Source organism: Flagellimonas oceani (assembly GCF_011068285.1).
GTDB lineage: Bacteria > Bacteroidota > Bacteroidia > Flavobacteriales > Flavobacteriaceae > Flagellimonas > Flagellimonas oceani.
This window is the reverse complement of sequence record NZ_CP049616.1, coordinates 1,547,714-1,566,215: the sequence shown is the minus strand read 5'-3', so window position 1 is coordinate 1,566,215 and position 18,502 is coordinate 1,547,714. Positions and strand designations below refer to the sequence as shown.

Annotated in this window: 16 protein-coding genes; 9 read left to right on the top strand and 7 right to left on the bottom strand. The window is 42.6% G+C overall.

Annotation, left to right across the window (positions count from 1 at the left end):
• Positions 1–87: 87 nt before the first annotated feature.
• Complete coding sequence (locus GVT53_RS07245; RefSeq protein ID WP_166248016.1) at positions 88–1,191, bottom strand: M14 family metallopeptidase; 1,104 nt, start codon at positions 1,189–1,191, stop codon at positions 88–90.
• A 284-nt stretch (positions 1,192–1,475) separates the two neighbouring features.
• Here GVT53_RS07245 and GVT53_RS07240 point away from each other — a divergent pair, with 284 nt between their 5' ends.
• Together GVT53_RS07240 and GVT53_RS07235 are read left to right on the top strand one after the other, a co-directional pair.
• Complete coding sequence (locus GVT53_RS07240; RefSeq protein ID WP_166248015.1) at positions 1,476–1,880, top strand: helix-turn-helix transcriptional regulator; 405 nt, start codon at positions 1,476–1,478, stop codon at positions 1,878–1,880.
• A 32-nt stretch (positions 1,881–1,912) separates the two neighbouring features.
• Entirely contained in the window at positions 1,913–2,290 is a 378-nt protein-coding gene (locus tag GVT53_RS07235; RefSeq protein ID WP_166248014.1) for a DNA topoisomerase IV, read from the top strand.
• Between the two features lie 27 nt (positions 2,291–2,317).
• Here the strand turns inward: GVT53_RS07235 and GVT53_RS07230 are convergent, their stop codons facing one another.
• From GVT53_RS07230 to GVT53_RS07205, 6 genes are all read right to left on the bottom strand, one after another.
• Positions 2,318–3,280: a sterol desaturase family protein gene (locus GVT53_RS07230; RefSeq protein WP_166248013.1), complete on the bottom strand. Its 963-nt coding sequence runs from the start codon at positions 3,278–3,280 to the stop codon at positions 2,318–2,320.
• Positions 3,281–3,343: 63 nt separating this feature from the next.
• Complete coding sequence (locus tag GVT53_RS07225) at positions 3,344–5,971, bottom strand: DNA gyrase/topoisomerase IV subunit A (protein ID WP_166248012.1); 2,628 nt, start codon at positions 5,969–5,971, stop codon at positions 3,344–3,346.
• A 14-nt stretch (positions 5,972–5,985) separates the two neighbouring features.
• Positions 5,986–7,854, bottom strand: a complete 1,869-nt coding sequence (locus GVT53_RS07220) for a DNA topoisomerase IV subunit B (protein WP_166248011.1) — start codon at positions 7,852–7,854, stop codon at positions 5,986–5,988.
• Between the two features lie 102 nt (positions 7,855–7,956).
• On the bottom strand, positions 7,957–8,859 hold the full coding sequence (locus GVT53_RS07215; RefSeq protein WP_166248010.1) for a DMT family transporter: 903 nt from the start codon (positions 8,857–8,859) through the stop codon (positions 7,957–7,959).
• A 67-nt stretch (positions 8,860–8,926) separates the two neighbouring features.
• Positions 8,927–10,021, bottom strand: a complete 1,095-nt coding sequence (gene ychF, locus GVT53_RS07210) for a redox-regulated ATPase YchF (RefSeq protein ID WP_166248009.1) — start codon at positions 10,019–10,021, stop codon at positions 8,927–8,929.
• 236 nt (positions 10,022–10,257) lie between these two features.
• Positions 10,258–10,611, bottom strand: a complete 354-nt coding sequence (locus GVT53_RS07205; protein WP_166248008.1) for a 4Fe-4S dicluster domain-containing protein — start codon at positions 10,609–10,611, stop codon at positions 10,258–10,260.
• A gap of 85 nt (positions 10,612–10,696) precedes the next feature.
• Here GVT53_RS07205 and GVT53_RS07200 point away from each other — a divergent pair, with 85 nt between their 5' ends.
• From GVT53_RS07200 to GVT53_RS07170, 7 genes are all read left to right on the top strand, one after another.
• Positions 10,697–11,743 carry an acyl-CoA reductase gene (locus GVT53_RS07200; RefSeq protein ID WP_166248007.1) on the top strand — a complete coding sequence of 349 codons (1,047 nt, stop codon included), beginning with the start codon at positions 10,697–10,699 and terminating at the stop codon, positions 11,741–11,743.
• Between the two features lie 71 nt (positions 11,744–11,814).
• Complete coding sequence (gene serC / locus GVT53_RS07195) at positions 11,815–12,879, top strand: 3-phosphoserine/phosphohydroxythreonine transaminase (RefSeq protein WP_166248006.1); 1,065 nt, start codon at positions 11,815–11,817, stop codon at positions 12,877–12,879.
• Between the two features lie 4 nt (positions 12,880–12,883).
• Positions 12,884–13,840 (top strand): D-2-hydroxyacid dehydrogenase, encoded by a 957-nt coding sequence (locus GVT53_RS07190; RefSeq protein WP_166248005.1) that lies wholly within the window; start codon positions 12,884–12,886, stop codon positions 13,838–13,840.
• Between the two features lie 73 nt (positions 13,841–13,913).
• Complete coding sequence (locus tag GVT53_RS07185; protein ID WP_166248004.1) at positions 13,914–14,555, top strand: DUF937 domain-containing protein; 642 nt, start codon at positions 13,914–13,916, stop codon at positions 14,553–14,555.
• Between the two features lie 68 nt (positions 14,556–14,623).
• Positions 14,624–15,082, top strand: coding sequence for a DUF6146 family protein (locus GVT53_RS07180; protein ID WP_166248003.1), 459 nt, complete (start codon positions 14,624–14,626; stop codon positions 15,080–15,082).
• Between the two features lie 37 nt (positions 15,083–15,119).
• Complete coding sequence (locus GVT53_RS07175; RefSeq protein ID WP_166248002.1) at positions 15,120–15,635, top strand: DUF6787 family protein; 516 nt, start codon at positions 15,120–15,122, stop codon at positions 15,633–15,635.
• 446 nt (positions 15,636–16,081) lie between these two features.
• Positions 16,082–18,493, top strand: a complete 2,412-nt coding sequence (locus GVT53_RS07170) for a TonB-dependent receptor (RefSeq protein WP_309474602.1) — start codon at positions 16,082–16,084, stop codon at positions 18,491–18,493.
• Positions 18,494–18,502 lie beyond the last annotated feature (9 nt).

The window sequence follows — 18,502 nt, the reverse complement described above, 5'->3', positions numbered from 1 at the left end:
TGCAGCAAAAGTAGTTAAAAAAGGAAATTTACGTAATAAAAATGGTTCTTTTTTAAATAATATGCAAGAACATCCGATAAACGCCTCTTATTTATTGATTTTCAGCAGCAAATCAAGAATTTCTTTCTGTGAAGATGTAAACCCAAAATCCTTGGAATCAACACATTCTATGGTTTTATGCCCATAAAATCCTTCCAATGGCCCTATTTCGGCGATTTCCGGTTGAAAAACGATTTTTTTATCGACCAATACCTCTTTAAAGCGAATTCCAACGGAGTGTCCCTTTTCAAATTCGATATTTACCACTTCCGGATGCTTCACCAAGACATCAAAGAATAATTTATCGTTGTTCGGAATAGAAAAATAATCCCCTGTCTTAAAATCATTGATTCGGTTACCTGAAATCGTTTTCAGGGCCTCTACAATGGACAAAAAAATGAGCTTACGTGTCTTTTCCCTCCCATAATCGTTCGGATAATGGCCCGCTTCGAATAAAATGGTGGGCACCCCAAGCATTTGAAGGGTGTCCCCAATGCAATTATCGTTAAAACCATCGTCGTAGCGTCCCACTTGTCCGGGGATGTGTTCCTGGAGCATGGCGTTCATGGCAACGATCAACTTCATCGCCACTTCGCGGTTGGGGGTTATGTGCCGCTCCTTATTACTGGCCGGCGATAAAAATGATACGGTAGCAGGTTTGTTTGTTTTTCCAGCGCTGAACAAAGTACGCTGATCGTGTAGATTAAAACAGAAATCGGGTTTGAAGGATTCAAACAGTTTTCGGAAGGCGACACTTTCGGGCTGTGTCAAATTTTTAGCGTCACGGTTCAGATCAATATCATTGCTATTTACCCGGGTATATTTTTCGGCGCCATCCGGATTTAGCATGGGCACAATGCAAATGGTGCACGCCTCCAATATCTCAATGGCCAAAAGCTCACTCGAATTTAAAAAATTCACCAAATCCCAAACCGCTTTTGTTGTCGTGGACTCGTTACCGTGCATTTGCGACCACATGAGCACTTTTTGATCGCCCTTGCCTATTTGGAAAGCATTTATATCGATACGCTCTACCGACTTGCCAATGCAGTGTACGGGAACGGAAAGTTTATCAAAACATGGTTGAATGGAATCAATGTTAATGTACCGTCCTTGGATGGAATTTTCTTTGAACAATGAAAAGTTGAGCATAGGTTGCAAAAATAAAGTTTACAAAAGTAACCATAGTTGAATTTACAAATGTAAATCAATAATTGTATCTGATTTGATACAATTGTAACTATTGGATAGACTGAAATTGTATCTAAATTGCATTATGTAAACAGTTTCATCGATTGAAATATCAAATATTTTATAATCAAGTATTTAAATTTATTTACATAAAGTATTTAGTTAATATAAAACCTATTTTTAAAGTGCTTTTTTGAACGAAATACTCCATTAATCAGTATCTTTAAATTAAATAATTTACAATTGTGAATAAAGAAATAGTGTCGCGGATTAAAATGGTGATTGAGCACTTGGAACTGTCGGTTTCAGCCTTTGCGGATGAAATAGGTGTGCAGCGTTCAAGTATGTCCCATTTGCTTAATGGAAGAAATAAACCAAGCCTTGACTTTGTAATGAAATTAGTGGATACCTATCCCGAAGTTAGCTTGGATTGGTTGTTAAAGGGTGATGGCAACTTCCCGGCAAAAGCAGAGGCGACCGAAGAATCAATTACATATAGAACGAATACGGATGTTAAGGAGGTGGAGAAAAACGAGTCAAAAAAAGCAGAAGAGGTATCACTGGTCCAAAAATCATCAGAAGAACCCTATAAAATAATCATGTTTTACACGGACGGTACTTTTACTGCTTTCAACACAAAAAAGGATTGACCCTTTCCTCTAGTTTCCGTTACTTTGTAAACATGACAAAGCATCTATTTTCAGCCTTTATTTTATTGATTTTTTTGGCTTGCGGTCAGCCGCCCGAGCGAAATTGTAACGATTTTAAAACCGGCAATTTTACTTTTACCGCTACAGTTAATGGTGAAGAGAAAAAAACAACCTTTAGCCGTACATTGGATTTGGAAGTTGACGAATACGAGGGCAAAGTGGACTCCTCTTCCATTCGCTGGATAAATGACTGCGAATACGTTCTTAAAAATTTAAATCCTAAGAACAAGGCAGAGGAAAAGCCGATTCATATCAAAATATTGACGACCACGGAATCCTCATACACTTTTGAGTACAATGTGGTCGGGGACAATCGAAAATTTAAGGGAACTGCCCACAAAATCGATTGATAGGCCTTAAACCATAAAATAAACAGATTAGTTAGGGCGCTGATAAGCCAACTCTGGAGCAGCCTCCTTTTGTTTTTTGAACAATCGTTGTTGCTGTTTCACGGTAAGTGTACTGCCATCGTGGCTCCACCCCGGAGGGCCAAAAATGTACATGAGTTTATGTGAGAGCTTTTTCGATTTCTTTACGTCCTTCCAGATATCTTTGAATTCATGGGTGAGAATCACTATCGGATTATAGGATTCCGGAGCGTGGATCACGCCGTATTTTACATCAATATCATCGTCCAGTTCCTTCCAGGTACCGAACATCTTATCAAAAATATTCAAGAAACCTCCATGGTTTTTATCCAAATACTCCACATTTTGGGCGTGATGTACTTGGTGCATGGTGTGCGTATTGAATATTTTCTCCAAAAAGCCAAGTTTTGGCACATACACCGTATGGAGTTGAAATTGCCATAAAGCTTCGATTCCCAAGCAAACCACTACCATTTCCGGTGGAAATCCGATAGCGGGCAACCACATGTAAAAGAAAGGCTTGTACAAAATGGTAAACCACCCATTACGGATTGCGGTTCCCAAATTAAAATTATCGGATGAGTGGTGCACGATGTGGGCGGCCCACAAAATGCGGACTTCGTGGTTGGCCCTATGGAACCAATAATAGGTGAAATCATCACCCAATTGACAAAGAATCCAAACGTACCATGCATATCCAAAGGATTCGTAGCCCATAATATTTGTCCTCACCCCATCCACTAGTGGATTGAACAGCTCGTACGTACCCTCAAAAAGAAGAATGGCAAAGGCCACCTTGAACAAAGGACCCAGGATAGCAGATCCAATCCCCATAAAACCGCTCGCAGCTAAATCTTTCCAATGGTACAGATCATGGTGTTCATGATCATGTGTTTTGCTATACGTAAGTTCAAGTAGAATGAAGGCAATAAAAACCGGTACGCCATATACCAGCGGGTTTGTAAAATCCATATAGATGTATTAAGCAATCTGTTTGGTGTGTAACTCAATTGGGCAAATTAGCCATAAAAAGCATTAAAACAAAGTAGTTTGATCAGAACTATCATTCTTTGTTCCTATATCATTATCATCATTGTTTATTTGCTCTTCGTCCACCACCTCAATGTCCTCGGCATCCTGTTCTTCCGGTTCTTCGTAGGGTAGCGAATCCAAAACATTGATGTTCTTCACCTTGTCCGGGGTCAATTGGTTGCCCAATGCCTTGATTCCTTTGACCGATATAAATTCTTCAACATTTACTTCAAGATTCGGTTTGGCATCCTTGCCCCTTGGCTTGATGAATTCAATTTCCAACATGGGCCTCCAATCCGTCGAAACCAGTTCCAAATGGGACTTGGGGTCTTCGTCGATCACCACTTCTTCCTTATTGGGATTTTCTACCAAAAATCGCTTTAGGTAAAAGCGATCCTTATCGCCAACATAATGTACTACGGAAATCGGTTTTTGGGGGTTCCATTTTTCGAGCACAATCATATCGTCGTTAAAACGAGTGAGCAAATCTGGCGGAATGGTTTTTACGACGCCCTTCTGGTCGATGACCAAAAGCAGGTCGTCGCCCCTAAATTCCCCGAGCAGCTCCCCTCTTCCATCAACATTGAGTCGGCTCACTACATCATCGAACCAAATTTTTCGTGGTTTTAATGTGGACACCCCTTTTTCTTTAAGTTCGATGCGCTTTACAGGGTATTTTGTAACCAAATTTCCTTTGGAGGTCCTTCCTTTTATGAGCACATCCGAGAAATCGAGGTCCCATTTCAACTTTTTAATACTGCCGGATTGTCGCAACATAATGGTGACGACTTCGGCCTCGCCATTCGGGTTGGCGGAAAAGTACAGTACTTCGGAAGTCGATTTGTCCCCGGCCAAGTCGTAGATCTTGTCACGCGTCATACTAGTGACATTGAATCGTTTTACGTAGCTGGGCCCGCCTTTCATGCTCTTGTAGATCATGTTGTAGATGGTGCGTTTGTCCTTCTTTTTAAAGACCGCTACGTGGATGATGTTTTTACCGACAAAGACTTTGGAATCCACCTTGGTCACCATCATCTCCCCTTTTTGGGTAAAAACGATAATGTCGTCGATATCGCTACAATCCGTGACGTATTCATCTCGTTTTAAGGATGTTCCAATGAAACCTTCTTCACGGTTTACGTATAATTTTGTATTCCTGATAACCACTTTGGTGGCTTCGATTTCATCAAAAATCCTTATTTCGGATTGGCGTTCACGTCCGGCACCGTATTTCTTTTTGAGTTCCTTGAAATAGTCGATGGCAAAGTCGACCAAATGCTCCAAGTGATGCTTGGTCTGGGCGATTCTATCCTCCAAACTTTCAATAAGTTGCTGCGCTTTGTCCAGATCAAACTTGGATATACGTTTGATCCGGATTTCGGTCAATCGAACAATATCGTCCTTGGTCACCGCTCTTTTAAGATGGGTGATATGTGGTTTTAATCCCTTATCGATGGCCTCGATAACACCCTCCCAGGTTTCCTCTTCTTCGATTTCTCGATAAATCCTGTTCTCGATAAAGATGCGTTCCAAGGATGAAAAATGCCATTGCTCCTCCAATTCGTCCAGCTGGATTTGAAGTTCTGCTTTAAGCAACTCCACGGTATTGTCCGTGGATCTTTCCAGCATTTCCTTCACCCCGATAAAGAGAGGTTTGTTATCCTCGATCACACAGCCCAGTGGCGAAATGGACGATTCGCAAGCCGTGAAGGCATAAAGTGCATCAATGGTCTTGTCCGGAGAAATGCCATTGGGCAGGTGCACCAAAATCTCTACCTCGGCGGCCGTGTTGTCCTCAATCTTTTTTATTTTGATTTTCCCCTTGTCGTTAGCCTTTAAGATGGAGTCAATTAAAGAGGAAGTATTGGTGCCGTAGGGTATTTCGTTGATCACCAAGGTGTTCTTGTCCAAGGTCGATATTTTGGCCCGCACACGGATTTTTCCGCCGCGCATACCATCGTTATAATTGGTGACATCAATGATTCCTGCGGTCGGAAAATCGGGAACCAAGGTAAATCGCTTGCCTTTTAGATGCTTTATCGAGGCGTCGATAAGTTCGTTAAAGTTGTGCGGTAGTATTTTTGTGGAAAGTCCGACCGCAATCCCTTCTGCACCTTGTGCAAGCAACAGTGGAAACTTTACCGGCAAATTCACAGGTTCCTTTTTCCTCCCATCATAGGAAAGTTGCCATTCGGTAATTTTTGGACTGTACACCACTTCCAAGGCGAACCTGGACAATCGTGCTTCAATATAACGTGGAGCCGCGGCTCCATCACCTGTTAAAATATTCCCCCAGTTTCCTTGGGTATCGATAAGGAGGTCCTTTTGCCCAATCTGGACCATGGCATCGGCAATACTGGCATCACCGTGCGGATGGTACTGCATGGTATGGCCCACCACGTTGGCGACTTTGTTGTAGCGACCATCGTCCAGTTCTTTTAGCGAATGCATGATTCTTCGCTGCACTGGCTTGAATCCATCCTCGATAGCGGGCACGGCACGCTCCAAGATTACATAAGAAGCATAATCCAAAAACCAATCCTTGTACATCCCGGTAACCTTTACCAGGCTATCTTGGGATTCGTCTTGGTTCTCTAAACTTTCATCGTTCAGTTCTTCGTTCTCTTCCATTTAGAAAGGCGGCATTATTTGGGTTGTAGTTGGTTTTCTTCGACAAGGTCAAGCTCCACTTTAAGGTTGTTTATAATGAATTCCTGTCGGTCTGGTGTATTTTTGCCCATGTAAAACTTCAAAAGTGCGTCAATGCTCATGGCTTTGTCCAGCATTACGGGTTCCAAACGGATATCATCACCAATAAAATTTTTGAACTCATCCGGAGAAATTTCACCCAATCCCTTAAATCGGGTAATCTCTGCTTTTCCAGTAAGTTTTTCAATGGCCTGTTTCCGTTCCTCTTCGCTGTAGCAATAAATGGTCTCTTTTTTATTGCGCACCCGGAACAATGGTGTTTGAAGAATATATAAGTGGTTTTCTTTTATCAATTCTGGAAAAAACTGCAAAAAGAAGGTAATCAACAACAAGCGGATGTGCATTCCATCCACATCGGCATCGGTTGCGATCACAATATTGTTGTAGCGCAGGTCCTCCATGGAATCTTCGATATTGAGTGCTGCTTGCAGGAGATTGAATTCTTCGTTCTCGTAAACGATTTTTTTGGACATGCCGTAAGAGTTCAACGGTTTTCCGCGTAAACTAAATACGGCCTGCGTGTTTACGTCCCTGGACTTTGTTATGGAACCAGAAGCGGAATCACCCTCTGTAATGAACAATGTGGATTCCAGCCGTCTGTCCTTTTTCATATCCTGAAGGTGAACGCGGCAATCCCGCAATTTTTTATTGTGAAGGCTCGCCTTTTTGGCACGGTCCCTCGCCAGTTTTCGGATTCCAGAAAGCTCCTTGCGCTCTTTCTCCGCCTGTACTATTTTCTTTTGTAGTGCATCGGCAGTCGCTTGGTTCTTATGTAGGTAATTGTCCAGTTGCGTCCCTATAAAATCATTGATATAGGTACGGACCGTAGGCAAATCCCCTCCCATATCAGTGGAACCCAACTTGGTCTTGGTCTGGCTCTCGAAAACAGGTTCCATCACTTTAATGGAAACCGCCGATATAATGGACTTTCGAACATCGGAGGCATCATAATTTTTTCCATAGAAATCACGGATGGTTTTTACTACGGCCTCCCGAAATGCAGATTGGTGTGTTCCTCCCTGTGTGGTATGCTGTCCATTCACGAAAGAATGGTATTCCTCGCTGTACTGGGTTTTGCTATGGGTCATGGCAACTTCAATATCGTCACCTTTGAGATGGATTACCGGATACAGAAAGTCTTCTTCGTTGTTGTTGTCCTCCAACAAATCCTTTAGGCCATTATCGGAATGGAATTTTTCGCCATTGAAAACGATGGTCAGACCCGGATTCAGGTAAACGTAGTATTTGAGCATCCGCTCTACATACTCGTTCCTGTATTTGTATTTTTTAAAGATGGATTCATCCGGAGTGAAACTTACCTTGGTCCCCTTTCTTCGGGAAGATTCCTCCAAAAGTTCTTCGTTGACCAAATTTCCGGTCTCAAACTCGGCAGACTTGGATTGCCCGTCTCTGTTGGATTCTACCCTAAAATACGTGGACAGTGCATTCACGGCTTTGGTACCTACCCCGTTCAATCCCACGGATTTTTTAAAGGCCCGGGTATCGTACTTTCCACCGGTGTTCATTTTGGAAACCACATCCACCACTTTACCCAGCGGAATGCCACGACCATAATCACGAACGTGAACGGTATTGTCCTTAATGCTGATTTCGATGGTTTTTCCGGCACCCATCACAAATTCGTCGATGGAGTTGTCGAGTACCTCTTTTAAAAGAATGTAAATGCCGTCATCTGCGGAGGAACCGTCGCCCAATTTTCCAATGTACATCCCCGGACGCATACGAATATGCTCCTTCCAGTCCAGCGAACGGATATTATCCTCAGTATATTGGGTATCTGCCATGAGTTAAGGGTTAATCATTGCAATATAAAATTTAGGAGCAAAAATAAAAGGGTGTACGGTAGAAAGTAATCAACAATGAAAAATAATAATTGTTAATATATATCAGCCTTTAGCCCGCTTTTTGCCTTGGATTGACAGGTATGTTACGCCAAAAATAACAACCAGCATTCCAACGAGCTGCCAATATGTGAGTTTTTCGTCCAAAAACACAAAGGCGAGCAAAATTGTGGAAATGGGTCCCAAGCTTCCCAAAATTGAAAAATTGGACGCCCCTAAACGTTCGATGGCCGCCGAAACCAAAAAAGAGGGAATCAAAGTGGCAAAAATGGCCATGGCAAGGCCATAAGCGTAAACGGGCCAAGGGTAATCCATAAATTCCCAATCTCCCGACACCAAATAATGCAACACAATGCAGATGGTGGACACGATCATGGCATAGCAGGTAAACCGGAGCACCCCAAATTTGGGAATCAACCAACCGCTGCCCACCAAATAGGAGGCGTAGGTAATGGCACTCAACAATACCAAAAATCCTCCCAATACGACCTCGTTGCCCGATACGTCCAACTCATCCCAAAAGGTGATGAGCACACCCACGTAGGTAACGAGAATCGCAATGAACTGTACTTGGGTAATCTTTTTTCTGAAAATCAACCAGCTTAGAAACACGACAATGGTAGGATACACAAATAGAATAATCCGCTCCAGGCCGGCTTTGATGTAATTCAGTCCTTCAAAATCAAAGTAACTGGCCAAGTAGTAGCCCACGAAGCCAAAAAGAAAAAGCCACGCATAGTCTGTTGGGACAATTTTCGCTTTGGCGGTCTTTTTTCGAATCAAAAAGAGAATGAAAATGTAAAATGGAAGGGAAAACAGCATCCGAAACAATAGCAAATCCAAGGTTTCGACGTTGTAGCGGTACGCCAATTTGACCATTACGGCTTTGGAGGAGAATAGCACTACTCCCAAGACTCCGTATAAAATCCCCAAACTTTTACTGGACATAGAGCAAAGCTATTTTATGCCCAGAAATTGGAAAATCATAAAATATATGGATTACAATGCCCAGCAGTTACACGTTGAACCTAAAGTGCATCACATCACCGTCCTTTACAATGTATTCTTTGCCCTCCACGCGCATACGACCAGCCTCTTTTACCTTGGCTTCGCTGCCATATTTTACGTAATCGTCATAAGCAATGACCTCGGCACGGATAAAGCCTTTTTCAAAATCGGTATGGATGACACCTGCGGCCTGGGGCGCTGTTGCGCCAACAGGAATGGTCCAAGCGCGGACTTCTTTTTCCCCAGCGGTAAAATAGGTTTCAAGGTCGAGCAGTTTGTAGGCGCCGCGAATCAGTTTGGCAGAACCCGGCTCGGAAAGCCCGATATCCTCCAAGAACATTTGGCGTTCTTCATAAGATTCCAATTCGGTAATATCGGCCTCGGTGCCTACGGCCAAAAAAATGACTTCGGCATTTTCGTCAGCTACGGTTTGTTTTACTTTTTCCACGTATGCATTGCCATCAACAGCTGCGCCTTCATCCACGTTGCAAACGTACATTACGGGCTTGTCGGTAATCAACTGCATGGGTCTAACAAACTCATCGCGATCATCTTCGCTCAACGCAATGGCCCGTACAGATTTTCCGGTTTCCAAACCTTCTTTTAAGGCGGAAAGCACAGCTTCTTCTTTCTGGGCTTCTTTGTTACCGGTTTTAGCGGCGCGCTTTACTTTGTCGAGTTTCTTTTCAACACTCTCCAAATCCTTCAATTGTAGTTCCATATCAATGGTCTCCTTGTCCCGAATGGGATCTACGGAACCATCAACGTGCACCACATTATCATTGTCAAAACAGCGTAGCACGTGGAGAATGGCATCAGTTTCCCGGATGTTCCCCAAAAATTGGTTGCCCAGTCCTTCGCCCTTACTTGCGCCTTTTACGAGACCGGCGATATCCACAATTTCCACCGTAGCAGGCACCACACGCTCTGGGTTTACCAGTTCTTCCAGTTTTTCCAAGCGTTGGTCGGGCACGTTCACCACACCAATATTGGGTTCAATGGTACAAAAAGGGAAGTTGGCACTTTGTGCCTTTGCGTTGGACAAACAGTTGAAAAGGGTCGATTTTCCTACATTCGGTAATCCTACAATACCTGCTTTCATCTAAATTCTTGTGTTTTGAGGGTGCAAATATAAGTTGAAGTTTTGGTACTGGAACTCAATATCCTTGAATCAAAAGGTAAAGTCCAATTATTACCAAGGCTATGATGCCAAAAATGGCGACGAGGGACAATATGCATCCTGCCTGCTTCCAAATTCCATTGTATTCCTTCTCTTTTTCTTGCATAAAAAAACCCGAACCATTTAAGATTCGGGCTAAATTAAATGTTTTTTATTGCTTAACCATCGGGGTGCATAAACTTTTGCTTGCCCAATAGTTCTTCTTCGGTCTCTACATGGTCTTCATCGGGAACGCAGCAATCTACGGGACATACTGCCGCACATTGTGGTTCTTCGTGGAATCCTTTGCATTCGGTGCACTTATCCGGAACTATATAATAAAGTTCGTCGCTAACAGGTTCTTGAACTTCATCGGCGTTGACCTCTTTGCCATTGGGCAAAACCACATCGCCTTCAAGGGAAGTCCCTTCACTATATCTCCACTCATCTGCACCTTCATAAATTGCCGTGTTCGGGCATTCTGGCTCGCAAGCACCACAATTTATGCACTCATCTGTTATAATAATTGCCATAATTTTCTTTTCCTTTTGGGCTGATTCTTATCAGCATGCTTACTTTTGACAAAAATAAACCCTACTAAATTAGTGTACAAATTTAATGGCACCAGATAGAAATACCATAGCTGCTTTTGTTAAACTTGGAAAATACCTAACGGATTTTTGTGATAAATGTTATTCCAATGACCCAGAAGTTGACCAAAACCTCAAGGAAATCATTGCGCAGGCGGGTCATCACAATGGATGGTTTACCGAGGACAACATCCTATTTTCTTTGAAACAATGGGGCGATTTGCTCACGGAGCAAAATATAACGGCCTGGTTGTCCAACTATTCGTTCAATAAACAAATTAATCCAAAAACCGTGGGAATCGTTATGGCGGGGAACATCCCATTGGTAGGCTTTCACGACTTTTTATGTGTACTGCTGTCCGGTAACAAGGTTTTGGTCAAGCTATCATCAAACGATAAAGTGCTGTTGCCCTATCTGTGTAAATATTTGATGGAGCAAGAACCATCGCTTGCGGAAAAAATCGAATTTGTAGAGGGCAAACTTGAAAACTTCGATGCGGTTATCGCCACGGGAAGCAACAATACCAGTCGCTATTTTGAATATTATTTTGGTAACAAGCCCAACATCATCAGAAAAAATAGAAATTCGGTTGCTGTGCTTACCGGAAACGAGAGCGAAGAAGAATTGAAAGCGCTTGGCGAGGATATTTTCAGGTATTATGGTTTGGGCTGCCGCAACGTGTCCAAAATTTACGTGCCGAAGAATTATAATTTTGATAGTTTGTTCCATGCGCTCTTTCACTACAAGGACATCATCCATCAACATAAATACGCCAACAATTACGATTACAACAAGGCCGTGTATTTGATGAGCCAGTTTAAGATTTTGGACAATGGATTCTTGGTGTTGAAGGAAGATGATTCGCTCACCTCCCCTATTTCTGCTTTGTTCTACTCATTTTATGATGATGAATCCAGCTTAAGAGAAAAGTTACAAGAAATGGAGGGTCAAATTCAATGTGTGGTTTCCAGTAAAGCAAAGGAAAACGAAGTAAACTTTGGCGACACCCAAAAACCCAGTTTAAACGACTACGCAGACGGAATCGATACTATGGAGTTCCTATTGAAACTTTAAGAAAATCCTAACCACGGGAAACGTTTTACGATCCAACAATTTTTAAGACCTTTACCCCTTAAACCTAGTCAATGAAAAAGCACAATTTTAGCGCAGGACCCTGCATTTTGCCCGCAGAGGTTATGCGAAAAGCGTCCGAAGCTGTTCTGGAACTGGACGGTATTGGACTATCCCTTATTGAAATCTCCCACCGAAGCAAGGAGTTTGTGGCCATTATGGAAAAGGCACGCGCTCTGGCCTTGGAACTTTTGGGGCTTGAAGACAAAGGATACCAGGCATTGTTCCTTCAAGGTGGAGCAAGTATGCAGTTTTTAATGACGGCCTTTAATCTTTTGGATAAAAAGGCTGGATACGTAAATACTGGAACTTGGAGCCAAAAAGCCATTAAAGAGGCGCGTTTGTTCGGCGACATTGTCGAGGTGGCTTCATCACAAAAGGATAATTTTAAGTACATCCCCAAAGGTTTTGATATTCCTTCGGATTTGGATTACCTGCACCTAACCTCCAACAATACCATTTACGGGACGCAGTTCAAAGAATTCCCAAAAACCGATGTGCCGTTGGTATGCGATATGAGTTCGGATATTTTTTCACGCCAATTGGATTTCTCCCAATTCGATTTGATCTATGCAGGCGCACAAAAGAACATGGGCCCCGCAGGAACTACCCTTGTGGTGGTGAAAGAAGATATATTGGGAAAAGTTTCCCGTAAAATCCCTTCCATGATGGATTATTCGGTGCATGTGGCCAAGGACAGCATGTTCAACACCCCTCCCGTTTTTGCCGTGTACGTTTCCATGCTCACCATGCAATGGTTGAAGGATTTGGGGGGAATTGCTGCCATTGAAGAAATCAACGAGCGTAAAGCTAGCTTGATCTATTCCGAAATTGAACTCAACCCTGTTTTCTCAGGAATTGCTGCCAAGGAGGACCGTTCCAACATGAACGCCACCTTTAACATTACAGATGATGAATTAAAAGATGTTTTTGATGAAATGTGCAAAGAAGCGGGAATCAGTGGCATCAACGGCCACAGGTCCGTTGGTGGATACCGTGCATCTATGTACAATGCCCTCCCGATGGAAAGTGTTGGCGTGTTGGTTGACATTATGAGTGAACTTGAAAAGAAAGGATAGTTTAATGGTAAAGATTTTAGCAAATGATGGCTTAGCCCAGTCAGGAGTTGATTTACTTGAAAAAGAAGGTTTCGAAGTAAAGAATGCAAAGGTAGCCGAAGAACAATTGGCAAACTATATCAACAAAAACAAAATTTCAGGATTATTGGTGCGCAGCGCAACCAAAGTCGATAAAAAACTTATCGACGAATGCCCCAACTTAAAGTTGATCGGCCGTGGTGGCGTAGGTCTGGACAATGTTGATGTGGAACATGCCGAATCCAAAGGGATTCAAGTTTTCAATACGCCCGAAGCATCCTCTGAATCCGTGGCGGAACTCGTTTTTGCCCACCTCTTAAATGGTGTTCGATTTTTACATGATGCCAACCGAAACATGCCTTTGGATGGAGACAGCCAGTTCAAACAACTCAAAAAAAGTTATGCAGCAGGTACCGAACTTCGTGGCAAGACCTTGGGAATTATAGGTTTTGGAAGAATAGGTCAAGCTACTGCTAGATTGGCGCTGGCGTTGGGCATGGAAGTACTCTTTACCGACCATACCATCGAAGAAACTACAATTTCCCTTTCATTTTTTAATGGTAAATCGGTTGATTTCACATTAAAAAGCAGTGAGTTGAAGGACGTTCTTGCACATTCGGATTTTGTGAGTTTGCACGTACCGGCACAGGATAAATATTTGATCGGGAAAAAAGAACTGGGACTTATGAAACCTGGGGCCGGTATCATCAACACCTCCCGCGGAGGCGTTTTGGACGAAGTTTCCTTGGTCGAGGCGCTGGATAACGGCCATTTGGCCTTTGCAGGATTGGATGTATTCGAGTCAGAGCCCCATCCGGAAATAAAAATATTGATGAACCCAAAAATTTCGCTCAGTCCGCACGTTGGCGGTTCAACGGTTGAGGCACAGGAACGTATTGGTGTAGAATTGGCCCAAAAGGTTATCAAATTGCTAAAACCATAGGTTTTTTAAGGCGTATCATCCCCGGAAAACCCACTTTTTTGTACATTGTCACTTTAACCTTAACACTAACACAATGTCGGGATTATTAGACTTGATCAACAGCCCAGTGGGCAAACAACTGGTAAGCGGAGTTGCCGGACAAACAGGGCAACCAGAAAATAAAACAGCCGAAGTTTTGAGCATGGCAATGCCTTTATTAATGGGCGCCATGAAAAAGAACGCCTCTACACCGGGCGGCGCACAAGGACTTATGGATGCACTTTCATCCAAGCACGACGGTGGTATTTTGGACGATCTGGGCGGCCTTTTTGGAGGTGGTGTGGACCAACATGTTATGGACGATGGCGCAGGAATACTTGGTCACGTACTTGGCTCTAAACAACCCCAGGTAGAAAATGCCCTGAGCAACAAATCGGGAATCGATGCAGGGGCTATTTCTCAGATATTGAAAATTGCAGCTCCTATCCTTTTGGGTTATCTGGGGAAACAGACCAGACAACAAAATGTGAGCAGTCCAGAAGGCCTTAATGGGCTGTTGGGCGGTTTAATGGGAGGAAATAAAACAGCCGCAAAACAACAATCTTTGATAGAGACCTTCTTGGACAGTGATGGCGACGGTAGCGTTATCGATGATTTGGCTGGAATGGTGTTGAACGGCGGTGGTCGGAAAAAAAGCGGACTTGGTGGAGTACTGGGCGGCCTTTTTGGAAAGTAGGCCTTCCCGTTAACGATATTTAACAGGGCCACTTGAATTCTCAAGTGGCTTTTTTGTATCTTATGATTATGAAAAAGATAATCATAAACCCAATATGGCCCTGCTTGATGCTTTGCATAGGTCTGGTCTCCTGTACCTCACAAAAATCAACTTTGGAGGTTTCCAGCGAAGAAAAAGCAGTTTTTGATTCCAATGACGAAGAACCTGTTGAAATAGCCGATGATGAGACCGAGTATGAAATCATCATTATAGAACCTGGTTTTAATACCTGGTTAAATTCCATAGCAAGACCGGAAGGCTACTATTCACAATCCTATATGGAAAACAGGAACGCGATAATGGTCACCAACTGGAACCAACGAGTGCTCAACCCAATGCGTTGGAACCCCAACCTTTATGAAATGCAGATCAATTACGACCCCAGCATAGATTATGGGTACGAGGTGAATTATAAGCTCTATAATTACTTTATTTATTTTCAAAGAAAATACAATCAAAGGTTAGGTCCCTTCATCCCAAGGATTTAATGTATTATTTTTGCAGCAATAATAGCTTAAGCTTGCAATGCAAAAAATAAAACAACGCTGGGAAATTCAAAAGAACTGGCAAATCCTCTTTCCAATCCTGGGTGCAATCCTTAACCTGCTGGCCGCTTATATTGTTTCCAGGAGTTTGTTACATGCCTTTGACCTCAACAATTCCGTATACGAATGGGTTTTTACCATTGGAGTTACGTTGGTCCTACATGTAATTTTCCTAAAGTTTTTTCTTTGGTGCTTCAAAAAGTTGGAGAACAAATGGAAAGTAAATTTTAAGTGGGAAATGATAGCCATTTTTATCGTATTTGCCATTACCGGAAGTCTGTCGGGCAAATTGGCCGGCCCTTTGGTGCATTGGATGGGCATTGATGGACAAAATGTAAATGGAGCTATATATTGGGTACTGCGAATCCTTTTGATTTTTCCGATCTATCAAATCCTTCTTGTTGGCATTGGATGGCTGTTCGGTCAGTATAAATTCTTCTGGAGTTTCGAAAAAAAGATGCTCAAACGCATGGGATTGGGCTTTTTACTATCATAGTTTTATGCTTTTTTTAACACAGAACAACGGAGGGCATGGTTACTTTGCGCAAGTATGATGCATAGCCTCCACAAACGCATACTCATTTTAAGTTCCCTACTTATGGTGGCAGCAATTTCAGCTCCCTCCATAATAAAATTAGGGCACACTTTTAATGGGCACAATCAAGAAAAACATTGTGTGGCGTTTGGTACAAATCATATACACGATAGCACCCTGGACTGTGATTTCAATGACTTCACGCTGGCGAACAAAGTTCTCCTTAACACTTGGTTTACTTACATTCCCGTAGAAATACCTAAAATAAGCTATTCAACTTCCACTTACACCTTTATTTACAAACCCAAAGAGGTTTCTTTTCAAGTATTAAGGGCTCCACCAATGGCTTAAGCATCCGGGAAAAAGCCGTTCTTAAAAGTATTTTTTTAGACCTTAAATTAAACGCATTGGTATTTAGAATCAAAGCAATGTTCTGCATTGCCTTTATCATATTAACATCAATTATTGGATATTCTCAAGAGTGCAAGAGCATTCTATCTGGCCAGGTAGTGGATTATCACAATAAAACACCTCTCGATGAGGCTACCATATATATTCTTGAAAATGAGTTCAGGGCCAGCACGAATACAGATGGGAAATTCGAAATTCCCAACATTTGTTCTGGAAATTATACGTTGGAAGTTTCCCATCCAGAATGTAGGACCATCTTATTGGATGTGAAAGTAGATGGAGATACCAAGGTTGATATAAAACTGGAACACCACTTGGAGCAATTGGACGAAGTGAAGGTTATAGGAAACATCCTGAGAGATAAAACCAATTCCGCCCAAGAAGAGACTCTGAATTTGAATACCTTGGAAAATTATAGTGCGGGGAATTTAGGTGATGCCTTGAAGGAAATAGGCGGCGTATCCACCCTTAATACCGGTGCAAATATTGTTAAACCCGCAATTCATGGGTTAAATGGCAGCCGTGTACTTATTTTAAATGATGGTGTTCGAATGCAGGATATGGAATGGGGTGCGGAACACGCTCCCACTATTGATATCAATTCTGCAGGGTCTGTTTCCGTGATCAAAGGTGCTTCCGCACTCCAGTATGGTGGTGATGCCATTGGAGGGGTAATCGTTGCGGAACAGGCGAAAGTACCTAGCAAGGATACGATTTATGGAAAAACAATCTTGAGCGGAGTCAGTAATGGTAGAGGCGGAAATATTGTCTCTGAATTGACCAAAGCCTATGAAAGTGGGTGGTTCGTAAAAGGGCAAGGTTCCTATAAACGTATGGGAGATAACGAGGCGCCGGATTATGTGCTCTCCAACACCGGGGTTAAAGAAATTGCAGCCTCATTACAACTGGGAAAGCATGAATTTACCTGGGGATGGGATGCCCGGTATTCGTATTTCAATACGGAAATTGCCATTCTACGTGCCTCTCACATTGGAAATGTGGACGATCTCATAAGCAGCATCAATAGCGGGGAGCCGGAAATTATCAGACCATTTACCTATGAACTTCAAAATCCGAGGCAAGACGTGACCCATCATTTGGGAAAACTAAAATTCTACAAGCGTTTTGAAGGTCTTGGCAAATGGAATGTGCAATACGATTTTCAGAGCAACAGAAGGTTTGAGTACGATATTCGTAGAGGAGGAAGGGACAACATACCATCCATTGACCTAAAATTGACCACCCACACCCTATCCACTGATTTTAAATGGGACACCAAGGACGACTTGAACATCCTTGTTGGTCTTATGGGAAGGTACCAAGATAACTTTGCGAATCCTGACACCGGTGTTCGCCGTTTGATTCCAGATTATGAAAAAATTGATTTTGGAAGCTTTTTAATTGGTGAATACAGGGTAAGCAATCAGTTTTTGGTGGATGCAGGTATCCGATACGATTACAATAAAATTGATGCGCTCAAGTTTTATCGCACTTCACGTTGGGAAGAACGTGGCTACGATGAAGATTTTGAGGATTTGGTCGTTGAGGATTTGGGCACGCAACTATTGGTCAATCCCGTTTTGGATTTTCATAATATTTCGGCGACCATCGGTGGAAAATACTTGAGCCTTGATGGCACACAAATCAAGTTGAATTATGCCATGTCGTCACGGGCTCCGAATCCTTCAGAGCTTTTTAGCGAGGGGCTGCATCATTCCGCGGCAAGGATTGAACTGGGGGATTTGCGCATTACCAACGAAACTTCGCACAAAATCACCACCACTTTGGAAAAAGACTTTTCAACCTGGGGGATTTTGTTGGAGCCCTACGCCAATTGGATTCAAAACTTTATAGTGCTGGAACCTTCGGGCGTGGAATTTACCGTAAGGGGATCATTCCCTGTTTGGGAATACAGACAGACGAATGCACGATTGTTGGGCGTTGATTTTTCCGCCTATTCCTATTGGACGGATCACTGGTCGACAAATCATAAATTCTCATTGGTAAAAGGACAGGATACAGCGACAAATACGCCGCTAATCAATGTTCCCGCTGCAAATACCAGAAACTCGGTGACATTCACTATGCCCAAATGGAATGGTTTTGAAGCATCCTTGGAAAGTCAGTATGTGTTTCGTCAAAATGAAACACCTGATAATATTGTAGTGTTTTCCCCAGAACAGCAAGAGGATGTTGTCTTGGAAATCAACACGCCACCGGATGCCTATCATTTGTTGGCATTCAGGTCCAAAATGGAATTTCCTATTTCAAACAAAACCAAACTCACGACCTCTTTGTCCATCAATAACTTATTAAATACGAATTATAGAGACTACCTAAACCGTCAGCGCTATTTCGCAGATGATTTGGGTCGAAATTTCACATTGCAATTAAAACTCAATTATTAATCTAACACC